The sequence below is a fragment of the Leptolyngbya sp. 'hensonii' genome (assembly GCF_001939115.1).
Taxonomy (GTDB): domain Bacteria; phylum Cyanobacteriota; class Cyanobacteriia.
In genome coordinates this window covers 1-25,775 of record NZ_MQTZ01000038.1, presented here as the reverse complement: position 1 = coordinate 25,775, position 25,775 = coordinate 1, and the positions used below count along the sequence as shown (strand labels likewise).

General features: G+C 50.3%; 29 protein-coding genes and 1 pseudogene. 20 read left to right on the top strand and 10 right to left on the bottom strand.

The genetic code is table 11. The annotated features are described in order from the left end of the window. Positions 1–402: 402 nt before the first annotated feature. The 20 genes and pseudogenes from BST81_RS29265 (at position 403) to BST81_RS11650 (ending at position 11,735) form a co-directional block, all read left to right on the top strand. Entirely contained in the window at positions 403–681 is a 279-nt protein-coding gene (locus BST81_RS29265; RefSeq protein ID WP_075598708.1) for a BrnT family toxin, read from the top strand. Continuing rightward, entirely contained in the window at positions 644–922 is a 279-nt protein-coding gene (locus BST81_RS11750) for a BrnA antitoxin family protein (protein WP_075598707.1), read from the top strand. The genes BST81_RS29265 and BST81_RS11750 overlap by 38 nt, the downstream gene beginning before the upstream one ends. Before the next feature lie 229 nt (positions 923–1,151). Beyond that, positions 1,152–1,394: a hypothetical protein gene (locus BST81_RS11745; protein WP_171974740.1), complete on the top strand. Its 243-nt coding sequence runs from the start codon at positions 1,152–1,154 to the stop codon at positions 1,392–1,394. Next, positions 1,391–1,807, top strand: a complete 417-nt coding sequence (locus BST81_RS11740; RefSeq protein ID WP_075598706.1) for a PIN domain-containing protein — start codon at positions 1,391–1,393, stop codon at positions 1,805–1,807. The genes BST81_RS11745 and BST81_RS11740 overlap by 4 nt, the downstream gene beginning before the upstream one ends. A 1,238-nt stretch (positions 1,808–3,045) precedes the next feature. Further along, positions 3,046–3,303, top strand: a complete 258-nt coding sequence (locus BST81_RS11720) for a type II toxin-antitoxin system RelE/ParE family toxin (RefSeq protein ID WP_143780317.1) — start codon at positions 3,046–3,048, stop codon at positions 3,301–3,303. Next, positions 3,300–3,587 (top strand): type II toxin-antitoxin system Phd/YefM family antitoxin, encoded by a 288-nt coding sequence (locus tag BST81_RS11715; protein ID WP_075598701.1) that lies wholly within the window; start codon positions 3,300–3,302, stop codon positions 3,585–3,587. The genes BST81_RS11720 and BST81_RS11715 overlap by 4 nt, the downstream gene beginning before the upstream one ends. A gap of 160 nt (positions 3,588–3,747) precedes the next feature. Further along, positions 3,748–4,166 (top strand): annotated as a pseudogene (locus BST81_RS11710) (element excision factor XisH family protein). Then, entirely contained in the window at positions 4,151–4,489 is a 339-nt protein-coding gene (locus tag BST81_RS11705) for a XisI protein (RefSeq protein ID WP_075598700.1), read from the top strand. The pseudogene BST81_RS11710 and the gene BST81_RS11705 overlap by 16 nt, the downstream one beginning before the upstream one ends. Then, positions 4,486–4,608, top strand: a complete 123-nt coding sequence (locus BST81_RS28465) for a UPF0449 family protein (protein WP_216351310.1) — start codon at positions 4,486–4,488, stop codon at positions 4,606–4,608. The genes BST81_RS11705 and BST81_RS28465 overlap by 4 nt, the downstream gene beginning before the upstream one ends. A gap of 96 nt (positions 4,609–4,704) precedes the next feature. Beyond that, complete coding sequence (locus BST81_RS11700) at positions 4,705–5,208, top strand: hypothetical protein (protein ID WP_075598699.1); 504 nt, start codon at positions 4,705–4,707, stop codon at positions 5,206–5,208. An 18-nt stretch (positions 5,209–5,226) separates the two neighbouring features. Next, a complete protein-coding gene (locus BST81_RS11695; RefSeq protein ID WP_016516906.1) occupies positions 5,227–5,466 on the top strand; it encodes a hypothetical protein in 240 nt (79 codons plus the stop codon). Further along, positions 5,463–5,690 carry an HNH endonuclease signature motif containing protein gene (locus BST81_RS28825; protein WP_253188243.1) on the top strand — a complete coding sequence of 76 codons (228 nt, stop codon included), beginning with the start codon at positions 5,463–5,465 and terminating at the stop codon, positions 5,688–5,690. Before BST81_RS11695 ends, BST81_RS28825 begins: the two co-directional genes overlap by 4 nt. A gap of 444 nt (positions 5,691–6,134) precedes the next feature. Continuing rightward, a complete protein-coding gene (locus tag BST81_RS11685) occupies positions 6,135–6,371 on the top strand; it encodes a hypothetical protein (RefSeq protein ID WP_075598698.1) in 237 nt (78 codons plus the stop codon). After that, the gene (locus BST81_RS11680; protein ID WP_253188242.1) at positions 6,371–6,709 is read left to right on the top strand and encodes a type II toxin-antitoxin system PemK/MazF family toxin; all 339 of its coding nucleotides are present in this window, start codon (positions 6,371–6,373) and stop codon (positions 6,707–6,709) included. Before BST81_RS11685 ends, BST81_RS11680 begins: the two co-directional genes overlap by 1 nt. 865 nt (positions 6,710–7,574) lie before the next feature. Further along, positions 7,575–8,009, top strand: a complete 435-nt coding sequence (locus tag BST81_RS11675) for a cation transporter (RefSeq protein ID WP_253188241.1) — start codon at positions 7,575–7,577, stop codon at positions 8,007–8,009. A 757-nt stretch (positions 8,010–8,766) separates the two neighbouring features. Beyond that, the gene (locus tag BST81_RS29260; protein ID WP_075598696.1) at positions 8,767–8,970 is read left to right on the top strand and encodes a tetratricopeptide repeat protein; all 204 of its coding nucleotides are present in this window, start codon (positions 8,767–8,769) and stop codon (positions 8,968–8,970) included. A gap of 173 nt (positions 8,971–9,143) precedes the next feature. After that, positions 9,144–9,605: an HAD domain-containing protein gene (locus tag BST81_RS11665; protein ID WP_075598695.1), complete on the top strand. Its 462-nt coding sequence runs from the start codon at positions 9,144–9,146 to the stop codon at positions 9,603–9,605. 672 nt (positions 9,606–10,277) lie between these two features. Then, positions 10,278–10,445 carry a metallothionein gene (locus tag BST81_RS11660; RefSeq protein ID WP_075598694.1) on the top strand — a complete coding sequence of 56 codons (168 nt, stop codon included), beginning with the start codon at positions 10,278–10,280 and terminating at the stop codon, positions 10,443–10,445. Between the two features lie 22 nt (positions 10,446–10,467). Further along, on the top strand, positions 10,468–10,875 hold the full coding sequence (locus BST81_RS11655) for a metalloregulator ArsR/SmtB family transcription factor (protein WP_083636813.1): 408 nt from the start codon (positions 10,468–10,470) through the stop codon (positions 10,873–10,875). A 155-nt stretch (positions 10,876–11,030) separates the two neighbouring features. After that, a complete protein-coding gene (locus BST81_RS11650; protein ID WP_075598693.1) occupies positions 11,031–11,735 on the top strand; it encodes a Uma2 family endonuclease in 705 nt (234 codons plus the stop codon). 64 nt (positions 11,736–11,799) lie between these two features. On the opposite strand, the gene BST81_RS11645 is transcribed toward BST81_RS11650, so the two are convergent. The 10 genes from BST81_RS11645 to BST81_RS11600 all read right to left on the bottom strand — a co-directional run. Further along, the gene (locus tag BST81_RS11645; RefSeq protein WP_075598692.1) at positions 11,800–14,295 is read right to left on the bottom strand and encodes an ABC transporter substrate-binding protein; all 2,496 of its coding nucleotides are present in this window, start codon (positions 14,293–14,295) and stop codon (positions 11,800–11,802) included. A gap of 124 nt (positions 14,296–14,419) precedes the next feature. Further along, complete coding sequence (locus tag BST81_RS11640) at positions 14,420–15,388, bottom strand: DUF1822 family protein (protein ID WP_083636812.1); 969 nt, start codon at positions 15,386–15,388, stop codon at positions 14,420–14,422. After that, a complete protein-coding gene (locus BST81_RS11635; RefSeq protein ID WP_075598690.1) occupies positions 15,385–16,032 on the bottom strand; it encodes a hypothetical protein in 648 nt (215 codons plus the stop codon). The genes BST81_RS11640 and BST81_RS11635 overlap by 4 nt, the downstream gene beginning before the upstream one ends. Before the next feature lie 109 nt (positions 16,033–16,141). Further along, the gene (locus tag BST81_RS11630; protein ID WP_075598689.1) at positions 16,142–16,345 is read right to left on the bottom strand and encodes a hypothetical protein; all 204 of its coding nucleotides are present in this window, start codon (positions 16,343–16,345) and stop codon (positions 16,142–16,144) included. 552 nt (positions 16,346–16,897) lie between these two features. Next, a complete protein-coding gene (locus tag BST81_RS11625) occupies positions 16,898–18,703 on the bottom strand; it encodes a macro domain-containing protein (protein ID WP_075598688.1) in 1,806 nt (601 codons plus the stop codon). After that, the gene (locus BST81_RS11620) at positions 18,700–19,326 is read right to left on the bottom strand and encodes a MerR family transcriptional regulator (RefSeq protein ID WP_075598687.1); all 627 of its coding nucleotides are present in this window, start codon (positions 19,324–19,326) and stop codon (positions 18,700–18,702) included. Before BST81_RS11620 ends, BST81_RS11625 begins: the two co-directional genes overlap by 4 nt. A gap of 66 nt (positions 19,327–19,392) precedes the next feature. After that, positions 19,393–20,055 (bottom strand): peptidoglycan-binding protein, encoded by a 663-nt coding sequence (locus BST81_RS11615; RefSeq protein WP_075598686.1) that lies wholly within the window; start codon positions 20,053–20,055, stop codon positions 19,393–19,395. Between the two features lie 153 nt (positions 20,056–20,208). Beyond that, positions 20,209–23,025, bottom strand: a complete 2,817-nt coding sequence (locus tag BST81_RS11610; RefSeq protein WP_075598685.1) for a zinc-dependent metalloprotease — start codon at positions 23,023–23,025, stop codon at positions 20,209–20,211. A gap of 311 nt (positions 23,026–23,336) precedes the next feature. After that, the gene (locus BST81_RS29130) at positions 23,337–25,310 is read right to left on the bottom strand and encodes an MASE1 domain-containing protein (RefSeq protein WP_075598684.1); all 1,974 of its coding nucleotides are present in this window, start codon (positions 25,308–25,310) and stop codon (positions 23,337–23,339) included. A gap of 27 nt (positions 25,311–25,337) precedes the next feature. Beyond that, positions 25,338–25,775, bottom strand: a 438-nt coding sequence (locus BST81_RS11600) for a transposase (protein WP_143780316.1), incomplete at its 5' end; no start/stop codon positions are given.

Here is a 25,775-nt window from a genome sequence, read left to right as displayed (position 1 = left end):
TGTTAGTAGTCATCCACTGACGCCCGCTGCATAGTCGTCTCCTAGCATTGGCAGATTCTCTCCTTCTTTGACTTTAAGCCTTTCTTCAGAACTCGGTGTATCTGATCTCAGGAGCGATGCGATATGTTAGTAGACATCAAAACTGTCGCCCAATGCATAGTCGTCTCCTGGGTCAGAATTATCCCGTCTCCCCATAAAGTCGCTGCACCGGAACGTCACAAGCTGGTTGGCTAAGTATCTAAGCCTATCTGCATCCGGTGAGCTTGGTCGTTATACGGCTTCGGCTCTTGGTTAGGGCGGTACTTGCGACTTTTCTATCGGTTTGTCCAGCCATAAGGTATTTGTGAAGCTCTGGCATATCTAGGATAATAGATGTAGTCCAATTAGTGTTTCTAGCTTTTCATGCAGTTTGAATGGGACGAGGCAAAAAATTTAGAGAATATTCGCAAGCACGAGATTGATTTTGCCGATGTTCCTAAAATGTTTGAAGCTCCAATGCTAATTGAACTAGACGATCGATTTGATTATGGCGAAGACCGTTGGTTCGGTATCGGTTTTCTCGGTAACGGCGTAGCGGTTGTAGTTTGGACAGAACGACAAAATAATATAATTCGGATCATTTCAGCACGAAGGGCAAATCGATATGAGCGGCAAAGACTTGAGCAATACCTCTCGTACTAATTGGACAGTATTAGAGGCAATGGACGATGAAGGGATTGATTACTCCGATATTCCACCATTGACAGAAGAGTTTTTTGAGAAGGCTACTCTAAGAATTCCTGCGTCCCAAGCACAGCAATTAGTTCAGATTGAGCCTGATGTGTTGAAGTGGTTTCAAGCTCAAGGTGTTGAATACAAAGCTTTAATCAACTCAATCTTGCGTCATTACATTGAAAGCCATAGTAACCAGTCAGCCGTATAACAATTCGCTTCGAGCGGACTGACGAGAAATCTTGGTCTTGAGTTCAAGGTTATTAGCAGTCGCTCAAGCGAACCGTTATGCCGCTCAATTCTCGATTGAGGCGTAGCCGAAAGATTGTCTGTCAGCATTCAAAGTTAGATGACGCGAGATTGCTGACTAGAGGTGCTTTCCAGGCTCATAGAGACAACAGCAATCTAAAATAGATAAAAGAGTTGCTGGGAGAGAGCTGATGACCTTATACGAGATACAAAATCAGGCATTGCAGTTGCCGATTGGCGATCGCTGGCGTTTAGTCCAGTCGTTGTTGAGTTCAATTCAACAGGAAACGGTGGTACTTAGTCCTCCAACAACAACCGTGAATTCTTTTGCGGAGCTTAGTCCCTGGACTCAAAGCCTAATTGGAGTTGTTCAGTTAGGTACAGAAGAGCCTACAGAGTCCTATGTGGATTACCTGGAGGAGAAGTACAGTTGAGGCGGGTATTATTTGACAGTGATGTTTTGCTTGATGTTCTAGCTCAACGACAACCGTTTGTTGTTGCTTCCGCACAGGCATTAAACACGGTGACACGAGCACAAGTGCAGGGATATGTGTCCGGTCATGCTGTGACCAATATTTTCTACATCTTGCGCCGTCAAGTTGGTAGCGAAGCAGCACGAGAGCTTTTATCAAGGTTATTACAGCATCTTCAGGTCGCCAATGTAAGCGATGAGGTTATTAGGGCTGCGCTGCAAAGTCCTATGACGGATTTTGAAGATGCTGTGACTAGCGAAGCAGCGAATGCTACAGGTTTAGAAGTTATTGTGACTCGAAACATACCCGATTTTGTGACTTCTGTAATCCCCGCAGTATTACCAGAAGAGTTTTTGGCAATGCCGTTAGAGTAAGAGTTGTAGACGCTGCATAATCGGGTAACAGGGAGGTTTTCCCTCCCCGTCCCCACAACACCCCTCATGCGGGTCCGCAAGGGGCGTTTCTCCAAAGGGGTTTAGACGGTTCAATTCCAGAGAATTGATGTCCAGGGCTGGCTGTGCAATTAAGCGCCGACTGCTGGCTCCCCCATCCGGGTTCATCGCCCGTCGAGCTTTGCGGCTCCTCCCTGCTCTTTGAAGTATTGCTTCGCAACGCTGGCGCGAACAGCCCTACTGCTACCGCAGAAGCAAGCTACGCCTTGTCTCACCCATTACGGTGAGCCTTTGACTACTATGRCYTCTGCTGACTTCTGCCCAATTACCCATGACGTTTCCATCACCCATGCTGCCTGAATAACCGTAGGGTTCTGTGGATTGTTCATCCCTTTCGAGATGMCCCTCAGTCAGACTCCCATASTTGCCAAACCGCCACTTGAGCAGMTCTCCCCAGATAAGAACATGAACCTTCACTGCACAACCGCGCCATTTACCGTGCCCCGTGAACCAAAGGATTTCGTTGTGTTGTGCCAACTCATCCTGGGGGTCTCGGCCTTCTATGACGTTTCTGTCCGTCAGCTTGCAGCTTTGCCGCCAGCTTCCTCCAGACATCCCCTCGCGGGTTTGCCCTTGCCTTAAGCTAGTCGTTAGCGTCGCTCGGATCGTCGAGTTGATCATTTGGACGTTGGTTCTCCTACAAGGGACTTTCACCCCATTGATTCATGCCCATGCTGGGCGTACACAACCCTGGTGCAGCGGATTTCTCAAATTTATTTGCTCTGTGGGAAAGATTACGAAAACCGCTGACCAGGATCGTTGGACTTTCATTTTGAAGAGTGATAAATATGTCGTTCTCAAAACTAGGTTTAATTCTAGATATCGTAGCTGCTTCCTTACTAGGCTTGGAATCCTGGATTAAGCTTCGTACTATTCGAGAGGATTCCATTACTATTGGTCATGGGCAAGTGGGTGCTTTTTGGAAGTTATTATTTCTTTTATCATGGCCGCTTCTCGTGCTTGGATTTGTTTTTCAGTTTATGGGTTCTGCATAAATTAATGACTCTATGCAATTTTATTTTTAGTTCAGAATTATTAGAGTGAGCAGTGCCGACCTTTTCAGTTCTCTATTCATTTCACGGTAAACTTCTACCGCTGATGTTAGGAGTTTTGATAGCTTGGCTTACTGTATAGAGTATTCGCCAGAATCAGAAGCGCATTTGCGATCCCTTACAGCCCGACAGCAAGCGATCGTCTTGGATACTGTTGATGAGCAGCTCATGTATCAGCCAACAGTCGAGACGAAAAACCGTAAACTCATGCGTCCCAATCCACTTGCCCCTTGGGAACTTCGTATCGGCGATTTGCGCGTCTACTATGATGTAGAGGAAGAACCTGAAGCAGTTGTATACATCAACGCAGTTGGGATCAAGGAGCGAAATCAAGTCCGCATTGCAGGAGAGGTTTACGACCTATGAAGATTGTCGAAATCGCAGAGGCAACCGACACATTAGCCAAATATGCTTCAGGTCTGACTGAGGAGCCGGTTATTATAACCAGCAACGGTCAACCCATTGCAGCATTAGTCACGCTTGAAAATGTTGACATCGAGACAATTTCGCTGAGTACCAATCCAAAGTTCATTGAGTTGATTGAGCAATCGCGGGCGAAGCGACGCGCTGAAGGTGGAGTCTCCAGTGCGGAGATGCGTCACAGACTGGGGTTGAGCACGTCTAATAATTCAAATGCAGCGGACGGTTGAAAACCGCTGGCGCTGAGTTCGAGGGTATCTACAACCGCTGATTTGAGCCGTTATGCCGCTTGGTTTTCGGTGGGGACGTGCTTGAAGCTTACTTCTGGTATCAAAAGCAACAGTGGCCGCTATATACTCGCAGCAACAGTCCCATTAATCCAGATCCCCTGTGCCAGCCAAAGACATTTACCACGACACTGTGAAGCGCGCCTTACAAAAAGGCGGATGGACAATTACGCATGATCCATTTCCGCTTCAGATTGGTAAAAAGCGTTTGTCGGCTGATTTGGGTACAGAGCGTTTGATTAGCGCCGAAAGGGGATTGCAAAAAATCGTTGTTGAAGTGAAAAGCTTTGTAGGGCAGTCTGATGTCAAAGATTTGGAACAGGCGCTGGGGCAGTATGTCTTGTATCGTCAATCCTTAATGAAATGGGCATTGAGCGTAATCTTTATCTTGCGGTAACGCAACCAACCTTTAACAGCGTGTTCACTATAGAATTAGGGCAGGTCTTACTCAAAAATCAGGTGGTCAAGTTAATTGTCTTTGATGATGAAAGTGAGGCGATTGTGCAATGGATACCCGATTAAAATACCAAAACATTATCAAGAGCGTTCTGCAAAATCACGCTGATTGTCGTGCTACGTTGCCTGATGGCTACACATCTCAACCCATCTTTGATGATGAACGAGGGCAGTATTTGGTTCTAGACATGGGCTGGAATGGTGATCCTTACCTTCATGCGACTCCAATCCACGTCATTTTGATTGGTGATAAGGTTTGGGTGCAATACGATGATACAGAGGAAGGGGTAGCGACAGATTTAATGCAAGCAGGGGTCTCTAGAGAAGACATTGTATTAGGTTTTTGTCATCCCAAAATACGACAGCATACAGGTTTTGCAGTGGCTTGATTAGCAAGGGTGGCGATCGCGTCATAACAACGCCCATGCCCCCGACCGTTGAGCAGCTTTTGAGGGATGTTCAAGGCTATCTGCGGCGGGTGATGGGCACCGCTACGCCGCACCTCTAGGGGCTCTTGTGCGTGAAGGTTTTCTGCATCGCCGTGCTACACAGGCAATATTTTGTAAAATTGATATAGGCTCGTTGATATTCGTTTCTAAACGTGATGGAACCAGATAAAGCGACAAAGCTAGAAGATAGAAGGGCTGAATATACAGCCCTGAGAGCAGAGATCCTTCAGGCTGATAATATTTGCCTATTAATGATGGGTTATTTGGTGACAGCAGTAGGTTTTTTGTACTCGGTATCTTTGGAGTGGCTTGTAAGTTTCTTGTCTTTCATTAGCCTCTGCTATTTCACAGAGAAGCGGTTTAGTATACGCAAGATTGCTTCTTTTATCGCTAGCGAGGTGTGCAAAGACGATAGTGGGTTTGGATGGGAAAAATACGTTCAACAGCTCAGGCAACAGCGAACGCTACGTCCCTTTGCCATATTACGTCCATACAACGCGGAAATGATTACTTGTTCAGTTATTGCTCTTTCTCCAGCAGTGAGGGGAGAGCTAGTCAATCTAGCTCAATTTAGCCCTAGTGCGGTTTTCTGGTTCGTATTTGCTCTGCTGACATTAACACTATCTGTAGTGAACTTTATAAAATACAATCGCGCTTAGAGAATAGGGAAAGTTGCCATGATTACTCAAACAATGGTACAACCTTCTTCTTGGATTGAAGGAGGTATTAAGCTCCAAAAGATTCGTGGACTCAACCTTTTCAAATTTACCGATGACCTCCAAATACGACTTGAAACATTGGTTGATCGGCAAAAGGCTAACCTGCTTACCCCAGAAGAAACTGCTGAGTTGGCTGGTATTACTGAGCTAGATCGAATCTTTACCCTAATGAACGCTCGCATTATTGCCGAGTCATGACTATTAGCATTAAGAGTTGTCAGAACATACGTGAGCGTGCCAATTATTTGTGTGAATATTGTCATTCCTCGGAAGAAGCTAGTGCCTCTCTCTTTACCTTTGACCACCTAGTACCTCAATCCCTTGGCGGTACGGACTCTGAAGAGAACCTTGCTCTTGCCTGTCATCGCTGTAATGGTCGTCGTTACAACTTTACAGATGGCATTGATCCTGAAACCAAGTGAGCGCTCTGCTCTTCAATCCTAGGCGAGATAAGTGGTCTGAGCATTTTATATGGTCTGCTGATGGACAAAAGATTATAGGTGTCACTTCTATCGGACGTGCCACGATTCAACGTTTAGATATTAATGACGATTGGCACGATGATGGTTCTATCAAGCGTGCCCGTCGTCTCTGGATTCGAGGTGGTTGGCATCCACCTGCGAATGATCCACAGAAGTTAGCAGACTGATGTGGCAGCATAACAAACCCCTTGCAACGGGCGGAATTGAGATCTCGGTATGGAATCAAAAGTTATATGCCGCCGCTCAAGCGAACCGTTAGCTGGCTCCGTTTGTTGGCTTGGGACGTACTGAAAGGCTATCTGCTGGTATCCAAGGATGCTCATTCTTGCAGCCCTGGTATAACTGAGGTATAACTGAAGGATGGAACTTTAAGCTAAGGTCGCTATGAAAACTGCAATTTCACTTCCAGATGCAGTCTTTGAACAGGCGGAAGCACTTGCTCAGCAGTTAGGGCTGTCCCGTAGTGAGCTTTATACGAAAGCGCTACAGTCTTACCTGAAAAGGTACAACCGTGAGCAAATCTTGCTCAAATTGAACCAAGTTTACGCTATAGAGTCCTCTGAACTTGATCCAGTGATGGCAAGAATGCAGTTTATGTCTTTGCCCCACGAGGATTGGTAATGTATCGGGGAGAAATTTGGTGGGCGAACCTACCTGATCCAGTAGGCTCAGAACCTGGATATCGTCGTCCCGTCTTGGTGATTCAGGATGATACTTTTACCCAGAGCCAGATTAGCACTGTTATCGTCATTATTATCACTTCAAATATTCGGTTAGCGGAAGCACCAGGCAATGTACTATTACCGCGTGGGGTATCGATTTTGTCGAGAGATTCCGTTGTAAATGTCTCTCAAATTTTCACGATTGATAAAACGTTTTTGGCTGAGCGTATTGGTGCGCTACCAGACTACTTACAGGAGGAGATAGATGAGGGTTTACGAACAGTTTTGTATCTCTAGCAAAGCCAGCTAACAAGTCGATGGAGCGGCGAATATCAGTTTCTTGCTTCGTTTCAGTGTGGTTCATCGCCGCTCATCTTAGTCGTTCGACGCACGACTCGAAGTCGTTCGGGGGAGTTGGAGGACACCCAAAACGTCCTCCCTGAAAGTGTTCAGGCAGATGTCCGCCTCGGAATGTTCAACCAGTAATGGGAGGGCAGTATCAGCGGACGAGGTTAAGTGTCCAACAAGCCTGGAGCCAAAATCAGATGAGATGGCTAGGGCAAGGTTGCCACCGATAATGCAACTGAATTCTTGATGAGGCTTCGTTAATGATGGCTCTCGAAATAGCTGATACGAGAATGTTGGGGCACATGGGAGTGTAGCGTCTAAATATCAACCGAGAACACCCCGCCCCCGGAGTAAAGAGGAGTCCTAAGGCAATCGTATCTCCACCCCGTGCGGAAGAGGGAACTCCGATAAAGACCTGGCAATGCCTTCATTTCCAGGTAAGCAAAGGGCAACCAAAGCAGAACCCTCTAGCGGAAACAGGATGTCCCAAGAAGCAAACGCTGCTTGCTGAAAGGCGATCGCAAACCATAACGGGGCAGATAGGGGAATACCCCACCCGAAAGGGTGCAGACGTGGGACAGGTGATTGCTTGAATGCAGGTGAGATGAAACTTAACTGGCGGGAAAAGTTAGCTACAGGCTTCGGTTTGTAAACGTAACCGTCAGGACAGTTCGTAAGGGTTGCTAAGAATTGGAGACACTGAATTTCAAGACGTTGCTTGAGCCGTGTACAGTGAAAGTTGTATGCACGGTTCTGAGGGGAGGGAGGGGCTATATCTGAAACCCCCTGCTTTACCCGACTGCTTGAGCTATAGGTGAGGACAGCCTTTAAAGTTATTGTGGAGTGGATCAACGTTAAGGCTCAGGCTGGGTCAGCGTTTCTCAAAGGAATCATTATGTTTTTGTTTGCTATCGTAGTCTTTGCGAGAGCAAGCTATCAACTGTTTACAGGTGCAACCCCAGAAGTAGTTTTGATGAGTACGGTGGGAGTTGTGGCGTTACTTGCCAACTTATTCTGTCTGCTGTTATTGACTAGACACCGGAAGGATAATTTAAATATGTCTTCCGTGTGGTTGTGTTCACGCAATGACATTATTGCAAATACGTCCGTTCTTGTGGCAGCAGGGTTAATTTTTCTGACGCACTCTCCACTTCCAGACCTGGCCATAGGTTTATTGTTAACGTTCATTTTTGCCAAGTCGGCAGGGCAAGTACTTTCCCAGTCTTGGAAAGAGATGCGGCAAGCGTAGTTGAGGTTACAACGCGGAGTAGCGATCGCAGTCTAATTAACCTCAGCAGGCAGATCGCTCCACCTGCTGGTCTTCAAAACCGGACATGAAAGCTTTTCCTTCATCCGGCTCCTCAATGTCTTGGTGTTTGTCACCCATACCTCACCTGCTATCCTTAGCAGATTTGGCATCATGGCAATGACGATGGAGCAACTGGAGCATCTGAGTGACACTGAGGTCAAAACCCTTTTAGGCAAGGGCGGACAACAGGTCCAACCACTGCATCTGGAGAGAGGGACTTGCACCCTCACGATGATCAAGTTGTCACGGTTCAGACCTTGCCATCCGTCTCTGAGTATTACTACTCATTTAGGATGAACGAATCGCACCAATCCGATCGGAGCGGACTTTGGTATATTGTTTGTTTCCTGTAATGTTTGAGAGAAATGTGCTTCCAGCAAGCATGTCAACCAAACTTCAACGGATTCAGGAAGTATGTACCGAGAGCATCCCAGTTTTGCAAGGTTGCCCTCATCCCCCAGCCCCTTCTCCCAAAGAGGGAGAAGGGGAGCCAGATTCAAAGTCCCTCTCCCAGAACGGGAGAGGGATTTAGGGAGAGGGCTACAAAAGTGGGATGCACTCGTATGTACCTTTGAGTAAGGTAGGCCCTTTCAGGTAGAAATTGAAGCGGAATCTAGGAAAAGTTTAGGTTGTATCAGATGAATGGGAAGCAAGCCAGAAAAAAGAGTTGTTTGGGAAATTGGATATTTTGAAAAGAATGGCGTTAGTAAATAACCATATAGCACGAATAGAGGTAAATCAAGGAAACTTAACGGAAGCGATAAAGCGATATAAACAAAGCTTGGATGTCTATCCTGATTCAGAAGATAAGCACGGTTATGCTTCGATTCTCTACAACTTGGGAAGGGCATTATTAGACCAAGGAGATTATTTATTATGTAAATGCAAAGATATATATTGAAAAAGGCTGTATGAGCAGGGATTATTTTTTGTTTATTAGGGGACAGAATATTGCAGGGGACAGAATACTGCATTCTGCACCCTTTTCTCCGTCGCTTAATCTATCTTTCAACACTTCTGCATGGGATCCCATAGGGCGTTCGCTCTTCTGTCCAGAACAGGAAAAGTCATAAAATGTGGATTTTTCTAGATATTGATGGTGTTCTTGTTCCAGAAAAGAAGTTTGATGCTCCGGTGGGGAAAGATGACCTGTTGAAGTTTGATCCCCATTGCTTGCAAATATTTGAAGATGTTTTGCAACGGTATCCAGAAGTTTTTGTTGTCATCTCTTCTTCATGGAGAGAGATATTCACATTTGACTCGATTCAACCTTTATTTTCCCCTAGTATTGTTGAGCGAGTTGTCGGTTTTACCCCTTTTTTAGATCCCAAGATTATCCATCAATTTCAATATCTTCGGCATCAAGAAGTTTTAGAGTTCTTACGTCAAAACAATGCTCTGGAGGATTTTTGGGTGGCGATCGATGACATTCGAGAGCATTATCCATCAGATACTAATGTTGTGGTAACTGATGCGTATACTGGTTTTGATCTATCTTCAGCATTAGCTTTAGAACTATTCTTGTTAGCAGCATAACAATGCCCATCCACACCGATCGTTGAAAGGTGATCAGTGACATTTGAGATGGTTTGTGGCGGAAGATGCGTTGCAGGGCAATGAAGTTTCGGATCAAGATACCCATGGGCGATTAGCCTCAGTTAGATAACCTAATCGATTACCCTTTCCTTCCTTAGGATCGTGGATTTCATAACTCCGAGATTGTCAGCCCTCACCCCCAAACCCTCTCCCGCCCTACTGTGTACCCATAATCCCCTCCCGAGAGGGGATTTCACGCGAGTCTGCTGACTTGAGCCAAACTTTTCAGAGAGCTGTATGCGCGGTAACCTCTCCCGCCGGGAGGCTACCTTGTACACACAAATCAAGACTGACTTCGTTTGGGTCTTTTTTGCCCCCTAAATCCCCCAATTTTGGGGAATTTGGAACAATTCGGTTCCCAAAACTCGAGGTTAGGGGGATGGTTCGGCGGTGGTTTGGCTAGATTCGATCACTTGTGTGTACACAGTAGGCCGGGAGGGGGGAGGGCAAGCAGGAGTTTATCGGTGTTATTTAATTCTCATTCCTTAGAAAACCAGGGTGATTCTCTAAAGAAGCAGGCCAAGTTGGCAATTGTAAAGATTTCCCGGAACTTAATATCTGAATTACTGTTCATATATTAATATAAAAGGGAAATAATTAAGGAATCCTATCATGACAACAGTGAACCAAATGAAATGCGCCTGCTCAGATTGCTTGTGTATCGTTAACTTGAGCGATGCTTTAATGAGAGACGGCAAAGCATACTGTAGCGAGGCTTGTGCGAATGGGCATCCCGAAGGGGTAGGCTGTGGTCACACTGGCTGCGGTTGCCACGCCTGAGAACTGGTAACTTTTTTCTCAAATGCCTGATCACCCGGATGAACAGACCTTAGAAATCCCTGACCATGGGGAAGATGCTTGTTGCGATCTTCCCCATCTCAGTCACGCTAACTCTGACAAATCGCTGCGACAGCAACCACTAAGTAGCGAAAAGGCTCAGCGCATGGCTGAGTTTATTGGGTTTATGGCTGATCCCAATCGGCTGCGAATTTTGTCAATCTTGGCGCAACAGGAGATGTGTGTGGGCGATCTGGCCGTGGCCGTGGGGATGAATGAATCAGCCGTGTCACATCAGTTAAGAACGCTACGAACTATTCGCTTGGTCAGTTCTCGCAAGCAAGGGCGGCATGTGTTTTACCGCTTACAGGATCATCATGTCTTCAATTTCTATCAAGCTGTGATTGAGCATTTAGATGAGCTTGATCCATGAGGAGTTTATCTTTTGCCCGCCCCCTGATCCCGTCTGAAACCATCTATGATCATTGCATAGGCTAGGCTGGCAGGATTCAGCCGCATAGTTCTGGAACGCCGAATTTGCTACTGTGAAGGGGATATCGTAGTACCGCAATCACTGGAATTGGGACGATGGTTCGTTCATATTCACCTCAGACGCAACCCAATCAAGGGCGGAACCAGCCTCCCCTGCAAAGTGGAGATCGTTTAACCCGCCCTGAATTTGAGCGACGATACGCCGCATCTCCCCACATTAAAAAAGCAGAACTGATCGAAGGAATTGTTTACGTGGCATCCCCCTTACGGCATGAGCAGCACGGCAAACCCCACAGTCGAGTCATGACATGGCTGGGAGTCTACCAAGCAATGGCGACCGGTGTGGATTTGAGCGATGCGCCAACGGTCAGGCTAGATTTAGACAATGAGCCGCAACCCGATGCCGTGCTGTTTATTGAAGCAAATGCGGGTGGACAGACCCGTATCAGTCCTGATGGCTATATTGAAGGATCGCCAGAATTAATTGTGGAAATTGCCACCAGTAGTGCCGCGATTGATAGGGGCAGCAAGAAACAGGTGTATCGCCGCAATGGGGTGTTGGAGTACGTGATCTGGCAGTCTTACGAGAATCAACTGGAGTGGTTTTGGCTGACGGATGGAGAGTATCAGTTGCTGTCTCCTGATGTTGATGGCATCCTTCGCAGTCGGGCATTTCCGGGCTTGTGGCTGGCGGTGGAAGCGTTGTTGAGCAATCAGATGGCACGGGTGCTAGCGATGTTGCAGGAAGGGTTGCAGTCTCCGGAGCATGAGGCGTTTGGGGAGTGTTTGAGGAGAGGGTAGTAGGAAGAGCGATTTCTGTAGATGAGGCGTTCAACGCCATGCAAAAGTCTTCCTGGTAGACAGGCTATGGCTGGATTGGGACAAAGTTATAGCCGATCGGGGATTTTGGGTCAGGGCGAATCTGGACCAGAATGCCCACGCCCGGTTCCCGCTTGCGATCGCCCGATGGCAGAAACTGAATCCGACCACTGGCCCCTGTAGTGACAAAGTTGGGATCTCGCAAGGCCCGTTGCAACTGAATGCGGGTGGAGCTGGTTTCCAGTGCTTTCACGATCGCCATCGTGGCATCATAGGCCATCGCTGTGCGCCAGTTCCCGGCTCCGCCCCATAATTTTGTTGCCTGGGTTACATAGGACTGGGACGGGGCATCGCTGGGATGCCAAACTATTGCCAGCACCATGCCATTGCAATCCGCCCGACAGAGATTCAGGGTTTGAAACATGTAGATGGTCGAACCGCCAAACAGGGCCATCCGTCCCTTAGCCCGCTTGGCCAGTTCAATCCCCTGGTTCACCCGCTCCACTGACGGCGTCAGCAGGAGACCATCCGCCCCATCAGCGATCGCCTGGGACAGGAACGTTTCCGGATTAAAGGTTGGATCGGACAGATCACAGGGTACTTTACTGACCAGGCCCCCATCCTGCAACACCGCCTCGAAAAACTCTTGTTGAATCGAGGTGCTGTAGGGCGAGAGGGAATCGACACAGGCCGCAAACTTGGTTTTTCGTGCTGTTTTCAGGGCATAGCGTGAGAGATTAGCGGCATCAATTTTGACCGAAGGCACGGTGCGGAAAATATAGTCTCCCAGGCCAGAGAGTTCTTTCGCCCCACTGGTGGGGGACATCATCACCAGTCCCCCTTTTTGATAGACCGGCGCAGCCTGAAGCGAGACCTCACTGGCATTGTGGCCAATCACCGCCAGGATAGCTGGGTCTTCAATCAATCTGGGGGCAATAGCCTGAGCGGCTAACGCTGGATTATTATCATCGTTGACAATCTGCACCTGCAACAGATGACCATCCAGGCCACCCCGACGATTCACCTCGTCCTGGGCCTGGGCCACCCCCCGCAGGATCTCCAGGGCCACACCTCGGTTGCCCCCGATCGGCGTGGTCACGGCCACACGATAGTACTTGCCCCGCTCTGCAGCCTGGGCATTGTTGAGGTAGATGAGGGCCTCTGGATCATTATGCTCAGCCTGGAGGGAGAGCTTGAGCTTGGCGATCGTCGTTGCATAATCCTGCTTACCGAATGCTTCCGTCGCTGCCAGTTTTTCCGAAGTCTGATTGGCCGTGACCAGAACCCGTTCTCCCAGGCTAAAGCGACGATCCAGATCTTGGGCCAAAGGAGTTGGGGGGATTATTAAAGTCGGCGGCTTGTTCTGCACCACCGGAAAGGGCTTGCCGCAAAATGTCAGGCCAGCCAGGATGGCAATCCCTGCCGCTCCTGCCGCCAGATAGCCCAGGGTTCTGCCAGACAGTCTTCTGGGCCAGGTGAGGGGGATTTCCACCGTCGGATTCTGGCAGAGGATGGGCAGCCAGGTCGCACAGGGGTAATGTCCTTCCAGCCCCTGTAACTGCTCCCTCGCCTGACGCATCGCCACCGATAGGGCGCTGCCTCTAGAAAAAGCAGTGAGAAAATACTTGAGAAATTCCTGAGCCACTCGATCGGGCACTGGCTCCCGCATCACGATCATCTGGGGCAGGTGCAGATCGGCCAGATTGTGGGCTAAGCCCAGCCCATCGCAGGAGTTAAACATTGCCAGTTGTAATCCCCGATCGATCGCATGTCTGAGGGCATGACGCAGATCAGGAATGGTCAGTTGCTCCGTCCGGTTAATCTGGAGATGTCCTATTTCCCCAGTCCCATCACTGGCGCTGTGTCCGGCAAAAAACAGGATCTGCCAGCCCCGTTCATCCCACAATGCTTCATTAAACTGTTGCCGGGTGGGTTCGACCAGAAACACCGCCTCAGCACCGGGCAGGTGCTCCAGAATTTTGCGATCGGCCTCCACATCAATATCATCACTGTTCCCCAGAATTGCCAGAATCCGGACCTTTCCCTTGAAGGGTTGGAGCGGACGACGGTCAAAATTCTCTGTACTCAGGGCAATTTCAGCATGACGGTAATTGTGCTCAAACAAATCCCAGCTATGCCAGGGCAGACGTCGCAATAGGGCATGCTGGGTTTGCACAATCACCCGCACCGGCTCCGACTCTTTTACCTGGCGGAGGATGGTATCCCGCATCCGGGGAGGCTGGAGCTGGCCCAGCCAGAGATTGAAGCGTTGCTGTAAGGTGTGAGCTGCAGCGTTGCAGGCTCTGTGATACTCGTGAATGTCGATATTGGTCACAATGGGCTGAGCAGTGAGACGGCGGGCATGATCATGGCGTTGATACGTCGATTGCCACTGCTCAAATAGGTTAGGTATGGCTGAGTCTGGGGGTAGGCTACCGGAAATTTCGGCCACGGAGCGGCCCTCCTCCACCAGCCGGAGTCTAACGGCAAACCCCTGCCCAAAGCTCCCCTCTCGAAATTCAAAGATGATCCGCTTATCCATATTGTGCTCTAGCCATTAGTCATTGGTCATTAGTCATTTGAATGATGAGGACTGAGATATAGCTTGTGGATGAATAACCCAACGATCAAGTTCAGGACCAATGACTAATGGTCAATAACAATCCCTAAATCACAAACTGCTCAGTCACGCTTGCGTCTCCCAAAGCAATCCGAACTTTGAATGGCTCCCCAGATTCGCCTTGCAACTTCCATTGAATAATATTATCTGAACTACGGGATTTTACCTCCCACAGAACCTGCTCTGCAGGATTTAGAATAATCAACCGCAGGTCAGGGGGCAGGTGGGGTGTTGCGATCGGATGGACTTGCAGCAGAATGTTGATTTGTCCATCTGGTTCTGGGGCCAGTTCCACGACGAGCGCAACCTGGTGGACTGTACTGTCCCTCAGATCACCAGCCAGTTGGATGTCCAGATTAAACACCCTGGCGCGTCTGATCGCTCCCTCTGGAAATTCGGGGGCTGGCTCTAGCGAGGTGCCTCTGAATCGCAACGCCAGGGAGGTTTGAGTAGGCGTTAGCACCTCTTCCATTGCCTGCCAGTCGATCTCAAACACCTGGTCAAACCATTGATGCAGACGGGTCAGGACCGGAAAGGGTTGGTGCAGATATTCCAAAAACTGATCTAGGGATTGCAACTGACTCAGGGGCAGGCGCGATCGTTCCCCCACAGTTGGAACAAAGCCCAGCAGGGTCGCCTCCCGATGGGTCTCTGCCATTCGGACTACGACATAGCCGATGCGGTCTTTCCAGACCTCGGCGGGAATTGAACAGTGCAACTCGTCGGGTGCGATCGGACGGCATTCCAGATGGCCTTTTCCGGGTAACTTCAAATCGGCAATATCGGCTGCCAGTTGTCCGATGGGATTCCAGCTATAACTTCCCTGGAGATTGGTGGCGATCCCCAGCATCTCCAGGTAGGTGTTGACGGCCAGAACAGCCAGGAGATTCCGGTGGGCCTGAGCTGCTTTCTCCGGTGTCGGTTGTTGAGAGGCAAACCTTTCTGCCATCTGGCGATTGGTTTGGGTCAATGGGATGGCGATCGATCCCAAGGGACTATCGATGGATTGCATCATCGCTCCTCCAAATATCCCTGAGATTTGCCAAATTTAAGCAGTCTGGGCAAGCATTCGCGCTGATAAAAGCCACTTAAAGTCGCAACTGGGACGCGAAATTCTGCCGCCAGTTTATCCCAGGACGTTGCTGGGGGCAACCGTCGCAGAATCAACATCTGGGCATTCACGTCGGGACGATCGCGGACATGGATACGCCGCAGTTGGCTGGCTTCTCGCTCCACCCAATCCAGCACCTCTTCCAGAATTGGGGGAGGTATGGGGGGAGCACGTAGGTCACCGATCAGATCAAACCCCTCGTCTGATTCTGAACTTTCGCTAAAAGCTTTTTTTGTCAGGCTTGCCATTGCTTGCTGGCGCAAATCTTGCAGTCGCCATTTGAGATGGCTGTTCATCCAGGTGATGACCGTAGCCCTTGCTGGATCATAGGCTTCACCAGTGGTTGCCTCACAGAGATTGCGGCAGAAGTAGAGCCAGGTCTGCTGCAGCGCATCCTCATAGTCTGCAATGGTATCCCGCCATAATTTTTGCGATCGCTGAATCAGCTCAATCAACTGGCTCAGGCCCTTCTGCCGATTGAGACTTCCGGGTGGATGCACACAGGTTTCCAGGATGAGTTGATACAGACGGTCATTCAGTTCATCCATAGCAGGGCTTGACAGAACTAATTTTCATCCTGTCATACTTCTGACCCATCAGGGTATATGCAATAACAATTCAGATGAAGTGGATCTCTTTAACGACCAGGAGATCTCTTTAGCGACTGCCCTTAGGACCATCGTTGATAGGGGGTTGCGCCTGCGGAGCGGTCTTTTGGATTGACCCTGCGGCACAAGGCATCGCAGTTGCGGCATTGCATTCAGCAGTGATACTAATGGCAAGAAGCATCACGATTGTCAGCAGCCCGACCAGGATGGCGAAAGTGGTTTTGGCGGAAATCCCCTGAATCAAGTAAAGCATTGTTCGCTCTCCATAGATGAGACTCTGGAGGTTTGTCAGGCCGGCACTGAAAACCTATGAGATCCGTTACAAAAGTTGACATTGGTGATGAGCAAGAGGTCCTAATTTCCATACCCGTGCCATGGGTGATTGCAACCCATGGTTTTCCCTCCGGTCCTGCATATGGAGCCTTTGGGTAGATATAGCAGTAGTCACTTGGATGAGACGGGGTGCAAAGGGTCCTCCTCTCCCTGTCCTAATGAGTTAGCCGATAGCTATCCATCATGAATACTCACCTGGAATCGATATCAAGCCCTACGCCGCAGGTTCCCCATCACGATCGTATTATTAATGTAGTATCCTGTATTATCTCTGTCAAATGCAAATTTGGGGCTCAGGGTCATAGAAGAGGAAGAAGTATTCCTTTGAGTCTTAGCATCCCTGATTAATCGGGTGGTGCGGATTCACTTTTACGTTCACTTTCTGCGATCGTTTGAGTTCACTAACATGAAGGACTGATTACCCTATTTTACTCCGGAAAATAAATAACTAAACTGCTCCGCCGAGGACAACTCAGGATCGAGCCAGATAACTGGCATAGATCCCTGAGTCGAAACAGACAAAAACGACTCTGTCAGGGAGCGAATGGGTTTTGAGGAAGTCAGTGACGACGGCAAAAGCCACTTGAGTCGCGATCTCAGCCGGGAAACCCAAGGCTCCGCAGCCGATCGCAGGGAAGGCGATCGACTGGCAGTTGTTCTGGGCCGCCAGCTCCAGGCAACTCCGATAGCATTGAGCCAGTAACTTTTCTTCTCCCTGCCCTCCCCCCTGCCATAGGGGAGCAACAGTGTGCAGAATATGGTGAACAGGCAGGTTATACCCTTTGGTCAATTTAGCTTCCCCAATCTTGCAGCCCTTGAGAAGACGGCAGGCTTCCTCCAGAGCCGGACCCGCAGCCCGGTGAATTGCCGCTGCAACCTCATTGCCTGTGCCGGTGAGATTGGCATCAGTGGTGTTAACGATCGCATCCACTTGCTGATAGATAATGTCTCCCTGAACCACTAAAATTCGGTGATTCAGATCCTTCTGTTTCTTGTCAATCGCTCCCAGCTTTTGTGCGTAGTAGTGTTGCAATTGTTCTTCACTAGAGACCGAGCCGCGTGACATGGCTTCGTAGTGAGAACTTTTACGCAGTCTCCCATAGTCCTGTGCTTGTAAGTCTGCTTCTAGGGCATCCAGGGATTGCAGTTCCTGCTCAATCTCTGGTGAAGAAGGCACCTCAGACAGTTGCGATCGGGTAGCGACAAAAAGATCACTGACTGCTCCATAGTTACCTTCATCCAATCTCTGGACAGCTTCCCGTTTAGCCCTGGCAGACATCAGCAGCGCCGTATATCGCCGCACCTCCAGATTGAACGGAAACTCATCCAGTTCAGCCGCACTGACTGCCGGAAGTTGCAACATCGCCCGCAACATTTGCCGTTCGGGTAGCGCTGGATCGTCCCAGGAGAGGGAAAATCCGCAGAGGTCGATCGAGGAACTAGCAGACTGCGGAGGAACCTTCAACCGCAACACCAGATTGAACGGATTGCCCAGAAGCAGGTTAGGTAATTTCAAGTAGCCATGACGGTCCACATCCAGATCGTTCAAAACATCCAGCAGTTCGACTCGTCCCAGGGGTTCCACGCTCAGGGTCACGGCCCGTCCCACAGTTGCCACCAGCCCCTGCAACTCAATCTCAAAAATATCCGGCAGTTGCTCAGCCGATTCAATGTAGTAGTAGTTGCCATCCCCACTGACAGCCATGCCTTCCAGCAGGTCTTCATTGTAGTCATTGCCCACTCCCATGGTGGTAGTGCTGACCCCCCGCTGTGCCAGCCCTCGGACATCACTGGCAATCACATCCGGATTGGTTTCCCCCACATTCGCCAGACCATCCGATAAGAGAATAATTCGATTCATCTGCTCTGGCTTCAGATGCTGGCTGACCTGCACCCCGCCTTCAACCCAACCAGCATGGAGTGCTGTCATATTTCTGGGTTTAATTTGCCGGATCTGCTTCATAATCAGCGCTTTGTGCAAAACCAGACTATTAGGCACCAGGGTTTCAACCCGATCGTCATAAATGGTGACACTGACCCGATCGTGGGGCAGCAACTGTTCCACGGCATAACAGGCTGCTGCTCTGGCAAAATTAATCTTATTCGCCGCCTGCATCGATCCGGAACGGTCAATCACCAGGCCCAGATTGAGGGGAGGCCGTTTCAGCGTTCTGTCCAGGTCAGGGGGCACAATCTTAACCAGCACGTCCAGCGTGGCTGATGTGGTGGTGCTGACAACCTCACGCAGGGGAATGAATTGGATGGTGGGAGCATTCATCGGGATGGCCTCCGCTTTTGAATCAGAGTAGAGAGTTTTTGCAGAATGTGTTGCAGCAGGTTTTGCTGCTCTTGTGGACTGGTGGGAATCGTGAAATCTTCCCGCACATGCACCTCCAGACCCGGCAACACTTCCAGCCGGATCCATCGATTAGTAGGCAAGGAGATCTGGGAAGAAGGCTGGGCAGGAACAGCAAGTACTTGGGGAGCAGGCATCCCCTGTCTCTGCTGAATCTCTTGGAGATAAGCTAAGGCAGGATTGGCCGTAGTCACCGTCAGTTGCATCCCCCCTTCCAAAAGGGCTTCTAGTTCCGCATTACTCCTGGCAGTTGTCAGGGTATTGATGGCACTGGCCCCATATCCTTCCGTCAACAGCCTCCGAACCACCAGCATCTGTAGGAGATGACGGTAGGTATAGCGGGCTTCCCGTCCTTCTTTCAAAGCTTCGTCGAGCAATCCCTGGGCAGCGTAATAGCGGACCAGACGGGGAGTCACCTCTTCTCGCACCCGAGAATGGGCTTTTTGGGCAGGCAGAAATTGGGGCAGGAGCGTGTTTAACGTCTGCACAAATTCGTCCAGTGACCAGGAGGGATTGAGTTCTGAAAATTGCTTTAACGTTGCCATACTACAGTTGTAACTCTAACAGTTGCAACTGTCAAGATAATTTTTCGGGATCAGGGAATATCGCTCTTATAGGCAGCGACAGCGAGAACCCCGCAGGGCGGCCAGGGTTGCTGGGCCAGGAACTCCATCTTCAACCAGCCCATACGCCCTTTGTGCCCGGATAACTGCAGCATTGGTTTGGGGGCCATAAATCCCATCGATCGGCCCACTATAACACCTCTGGTTGGCAAGGAGTCGCTGGAGTTCTCGGGTGCGGCTGGACGAAATTCCTGAGGGGGGTCGGGAACTACCGCTCGTGCCTCCACTGCTGCTACTCCCACCGGTCAGAACTGCTTCTGTCTGCCGACCCACGATGCCGTCAGAGGGCAGGCCCCGATCACGCTGAAATCGCCGGACAGCCCGCTCAGTTCCAGAGCCAAAAACGCCGTCAATACGACCTGGATCGTAGCCCGCATTCTTCAGGTTCAATTGCAGTGCCGTTACCGCCGGTCCCCGACTGCCCCGACTGAGGGCGGCCAGAGTATTTTGGGAGAACCCCACCATCAGAGCCAGGGAAAGAAGGAGGGAATGTAGCGTCTTTGAGGCGGTTGACCGGGAAAGTGACTGCGATCGTGGCTTCCCCCGCCGCTTTTTACTGACAGGCTTTTTGCCATTGCTCGAACGACGATGCAGTTCAGACACATAAGCCTCGTACAGCAAGGCTGCATGCTGGTATGCCAGTAATTCCATTCCTGATGTTGCTCCTCACACGACGGGCCGACCCTTAAGTGGAACTGAGCCTGGATATTGCCCAGTCCTGGCTTGTCGTGAGCTATTCTATGCGATCGCTATCAAAATCGCCCGAGATTGCAACGGAATGTTCCGCCCCCAGTCCCTGAAGGCTCAACGAGTTTTCAACTCGGCATTCAGGGTTTTAGTAATCCGATCGCGGCTCTCCTCGAAGTGGGCTCGAGTGTAAATATCCAGATCTGAACGTTTGAGGCTGCGGCTGAGATTATCCTGCAAGCGCTTCAGGTGGTAGTAGGCCAGGGTGCGGGCATCATCCGGAACCGTATAGGCCCGCAACACCATGTCGCTCAAGGTTTCCAGATACTCCCGCTGTAGAGCCCGCCGCAGGCTGGAGAGTTGTAGCGGAGCCTCCCCCGGTTGCACCACTTCTCGCCAGATGTCGGTTTGCAGGGTATCAAACAGTTCTGGCAGGGTCAAGGTTTCCCCTGGTCTGGCTTTCAGCTCACTGTCCCGCAGGCGAGCCAGCCGATCGCGGGAGAACAGATCAGCCAGAACAAAACGCTGTAGCATGAAGACCCGCTCGTAGATGGGGTAATCCAGCCTGAAAAGGGGAATATCACTCCCCCAGTGCCGCCAGCGGGAGGGTGCCAGCTTATTCAACAGATCTGGAGAGAAGCGAAAGGCCGTTTCATCAAAGACATATTTCTGGATCACTGTCAGGGCTTGCCGTTGTTGTGCCAAGGGCACAGGCTGAAATGGTAGCCGACCCTCGGGATCACCGGCATGACTGCGGCTAAAGGATTGGCCTCCGATGTACTGGGGCAACGCCGTAGCGTAATTGAAGTACTGGAACAGAATGGTGTCAAAGACATTCCTTGCTTCGGTATAGCTCTCTCCTCGAATCGGATAGCGTTTCTCCAGGCGGTTCCACATCTCCCGTGCATTCTCCATCTGCCAGCGAGAATAGGTCACCATATCTCCACTCAGATCAAACAGGTTCACATCCGGATCCAGAAACGAAAACAAATCCTCGTCCGTTGCATAGGCCAGATCCGGCTCCGGGGCACGCTGGGCAATTTTCTCCAGCGTCCGTAGTTCAGCCTGGGGTACCGTTGCGCCCTCGATCGGGCGGTAGCCATACTCGATCGCCCATTCATCATAGGGGCCGACAACCGTGGTGTAGTAGTCCCCTTGCTTGGTCCCTTTCGGGGCCAGGTTCGGGGGCACATAGTCCATCACCGAGCTGACCAGCCCCCTGGTACGGGTAATCTGACGATCGTTCAGCTCCTCCGGTTTCAGCATGGCACTGGCATGGAAATTGTGTCGCAGTCCCAGAGTGTGGCCTACCTCATGAGCAATCAGAGACTTGAGAAACTGCTGCAGGTACTCTTGCATGTCCCTACTGCTGGGCGACACATTTCCCAGGAAAGCCACCCCCAGAGAACCCGTCGCGAAGTGCCGGAGCATATCCGTGCTGTAACAGAGGTCATAATCCTCAGCGGCTTTCCGCAGGAAGGAAGGCTGTGTCACCTCTGGAGTTGGGGCGGTTGCCGGAAGCAGACGAGGAGGAATCGGACGATAGCTGCACATGGCCCCATTTTGCACCAGTTGAGGCAGGGTGTTGTTTTCCTGATTCCCCCCTCCTTCGGCAAAAATCTGGGCTTCCTGTTTAATAAACCGGATAAAGCTGGCATCCACAATGATATCGGCATCCAGAATTTGTCCAGTCAGGGGGTTGACCCGGGACGGTCCCATCGCGAAGGTGGCATCCAGGGAGTTAAACCAGCGAATCGTGTTGTAGCGAATATCTGCCGGATCCCAGGTCGCATCATCGGGCATCTGCTCTACGACGATCGCATCTTGAAACCCAATTTTTTCAAAAGCCTTGTTCCACATGAGAATGCCATCCCGCACCGATTCCCGGTATTCCAGCGGTACGGTATTCTCAATCCAGAATTTGATCGGCTTCTTAGGCGGGGAGAGGGGTGCCGTTGGGTCTTGCTTTTCCAGATGCCAGCGGTTGATGTAGCGTACAAAAGGTTCCCGTCGGTTATCGTTGGAGAAATCCTGGTAAGCGGTAATGAAATAACCAACCCGATCGTCTGCCAGCCGTGGCTGATAATCATTCTGCTGCGGCAGATGGGACAGGCTATACCGCACCCGCAAAGTCAAAGCCCGACTGTCCGGCAGGGTCTCCACTGCTCGACCACCCCCAGAGGACGAAAAGTTATAAATCGATTCCAGTTCCACATTGAGCGGAAACGCCCTGGCTTGCCCCAAATAGGATTTGCTGGGATCCACCGTGTAGGAGGCACCCAGCAAGCGGGAAAGATCGGGGGAGAGGCCAGGAAAGTCACTCAACAGCACGGCAGAAAGGTCCACCAGCAGGGTTTTGCGCTGGGGATGGGTACTGCGGATCGGCAGGGCATAGAGGACGGAATCGCTGAAGGAGCGATTGATCGATCGCTGCAGGGGATCTCCCGGACGTACCCGGAAGTTCACATTCCGGACCGTCAGTTGTAGGGAGTTATTCACCCGCCGGAAGTAAAACAGGAAATCACTGATCGGCAGACCACTGTAAATGCCCCGTTCCCCAATTCCCGATTCCAGGGTCGTCGTCCAGAGGAAGTTGACGTTTAGTTGTTCTGGCTTAATTTCCACCAGGAGCTTGTTCGTCTTCAAATTCTGGTAAACCGTGAACAGCCCCTCCTGCTTCTTCAGCCCCCGAATCGTTTGAGCAAAGGGCTGCTGACCGGGAGGCACGACTTCCTTCTTCGGTTGAACTGGCTTTTTAGGGGTACGATCGCCCACCGGCACAACTGGTTTCTTGCGCGAGGGAACTTTGGCAACGGGCCGTTTTTGGGCTGCCACTGCTGGAGCCTGGGAAGCGCTCCATTGATCGATTCCGATCGGCAGTAGGACCAGACACAATCCCAGCAGAAACGCCACAACCAGCGATAACCTTTTCATGGGGAGGACGATCGAATCAGTAGGTTTACTGATTCAATTATGGCTGGATTCTTGAGTCTCTTTCAAAAGGGCGATGATTCTGGCCCTGGTCTTCTAAAGGAGGACTGATAAAACTGAGGGGGTAGGGATTCGGGCCACGGGACGAGCCTTTGGCCGGGTGCACCCTCATTTGGGGTTGGCCAAAAGCACTACCCCAGCAGTTCTGCAATTGTCCTTTGTCCGTGCAAGAACTCCTCATTCAGAGAGGGCTTGCCTTAATCCTTCATTGGAAGACCAGTGCCAAACCTAAAGGTGATTGAACCCCCGTCGTTTTAATCAGGTATCAATTTAGGCTGATGAATCGGGATTTCAATCACAAATTTGGTCCCTTTTTCTGGTATCGAATCACACCACATTTTGCCATTGTGTTTTTCGGTCACAATCTGGTAGCTGATCGATAAGCCCAGCCCCGTTCCCTTGCCGATCGCCTTGGTGGTGAAGAAAGGATCGAAGACCCGCGATTGCAGGCTTGCAGGGATTCCTGGACCATTGTCTGCGATTACAATCTGTACCTGATGCTCAACTGTAACCTGGGTGGAAATCCAGATTTTTCCTGCCTCGGTCTGTCGCTGGTTCAATTCTTCTAGGGCATCAATGGCATTGGCCAACAGGTTCATAAAAACCTGATTGAGTTGCCCTGGATAACACTCCACCAGGGGCAATTGACCGTAGTTTGTCATGACTTCAATGGCTGGAGACTCTGGTGTTGCCTTAAGCCGGTGTTGCAGAATTAGCAGTGTATTGTCAATCCCTTCATGCAGGTCAACCGCCTTGAATTCGGCTTCATCCAGGCGCGAGAAGTTGCGGAGCGAGACAACAATTTGCTGAATCCGATCGGTGCCAACTTTCATGGATTGCAACAGCTTGCCCAGGTCTTCACATAGAAAGTCAATATCCACCTCATCCAGGGTTTCCTGGAGCGTTTGAGGAGGCTGGGGATAGTGGGTTTGATATCCCTGCACCACGGTTAATAAGCTTTGCATGTAATCATCAATGTGGCTGATGTTGCCATGGATAAAATTAACTGGATTGTTGATTTCATGGGCAATCCCTGCCACCATCTGTCCCAGTGCTGACATTTTCTCACTCTGCAACATCTGCAATTGCGTCCGCTTCAAGGTATCCAGAGTTTCTCGTAAAGCTGCGTTCTTTTCGTGTAATTCTTCTGTTCTCTCTTGTACGCGATGTTCCAGAGTTTCATTTGTTTGGGCTAATTCAGCAAAAGCCAGTCGCAACTGAGTTTCTGCCTGTGTTCGTTCTGAGATCGTTGCCGTCAGCACAAGCACAGTGAACGTAATCACACCAATAAAGGATTGCAATTGCATCAAGGATTGATTCAAATCCGCAGCCGCAAAACCACCTTTGCCGTTGACCGTCGCCATCACAGCGATCGCAGCCACGATAAAAGTGAGGAAGGTTGCTCCTGCTTGCCCCAGGCGAAAAGCAGACCAGAGCAGGATTGGGATCAACATATACTCCAGGTGATATCCCCCACCGAAGGCAACATTGCCAATCAGAATCACCAGCGCCAGCAGGATGATTGGCTCCAGGATGAACCAGATACTCAACCAGCGCATGTTGACTAAAGTTTGCGACCTGGGAGAATGCTCGACATCCTTTGCTGGTGATTTGAGGAATGGCCAGCCAAGGATCAAAGGTCTGTGCTTTTGAAGCAGGTGTCCCCAACTGAGCAGAATTGGGGTAACAATAAAAATGCCTGAAACATTGGAAATCCACCAGGTGAGCCAGACGGTGCCATAGGCGGCCCAGGGTAATTTCCCACTCAACGCCAGACAGGCCACACCCACAGTCGCGTTGATGACGGGGCCGACCATGCCTGCAAGGATGAGAAATTTGAATACGTGGGTGACGCGATCCAGAGGGTACTCAGACCGGGTGGTTTTCCGCAGCAGAAACGCACTTAACAGGGTTCCCAGGGTGGTACCGATCGCAATCCCTAGCACGGGCAGGGTTGAAAGTGCCAGGGATAAGAAACTGGTCGGATCTCGGAAAGCCCAGAAGTTGGCGAGAAATGAACCCAGCAAAACACCGTATCCGATCCAGTTGCCAAACAGTAGGACAGAGCCAACCGCAATGCCATCTGGGGGCCACACTGGGGTCACAGATTGAGGCGTAGAGGCCAGTTGCCGCGACATTTCAGCCATGGCATAGTAGGCGATCGCCAGAACAACAATGCCTCCAAGCCGTCTGAGCACCTGAGGGAGTGCGGGAGATTTATGGTTCATGGCTGTTGACTACTAATACAGCGTTTTTTATGCTGGTGAGGCACAGTAACAGCAATGAGAGAACCAGTTCCTTAAGTCGCTCGATGACACCTGGGAGAAAGCTTCATCAATAGCTTTGGCAAGTTCTGGATAACTGCGTGCCTTAATCGAACGCAGAATGCTCTTAATCTTTGAAAAGCAATTCTCGATAGGTGAAAAGTCTGGTGAGTAAGGGGGTAGGAAAATTAGCTTGGCTCCTGCATCCTCAATCAAATTTCTAACGTCTTCACCCAGATGAATAGAGCAGTTATCCAGGATGACACAGGCACCTTTCCATAACTTAGGCACAAGTTTCTGGGAAATAAAGGCTTCAAAGGTCAGTCCATCAGTTGACCCCATGAGATTGCAGTAAGTCACGACCTCCCGCAGACTAATCGCCCCTAGAATCGAGACTCGTTTCCCTCGCTGGCTTGGACGCTTGCCATG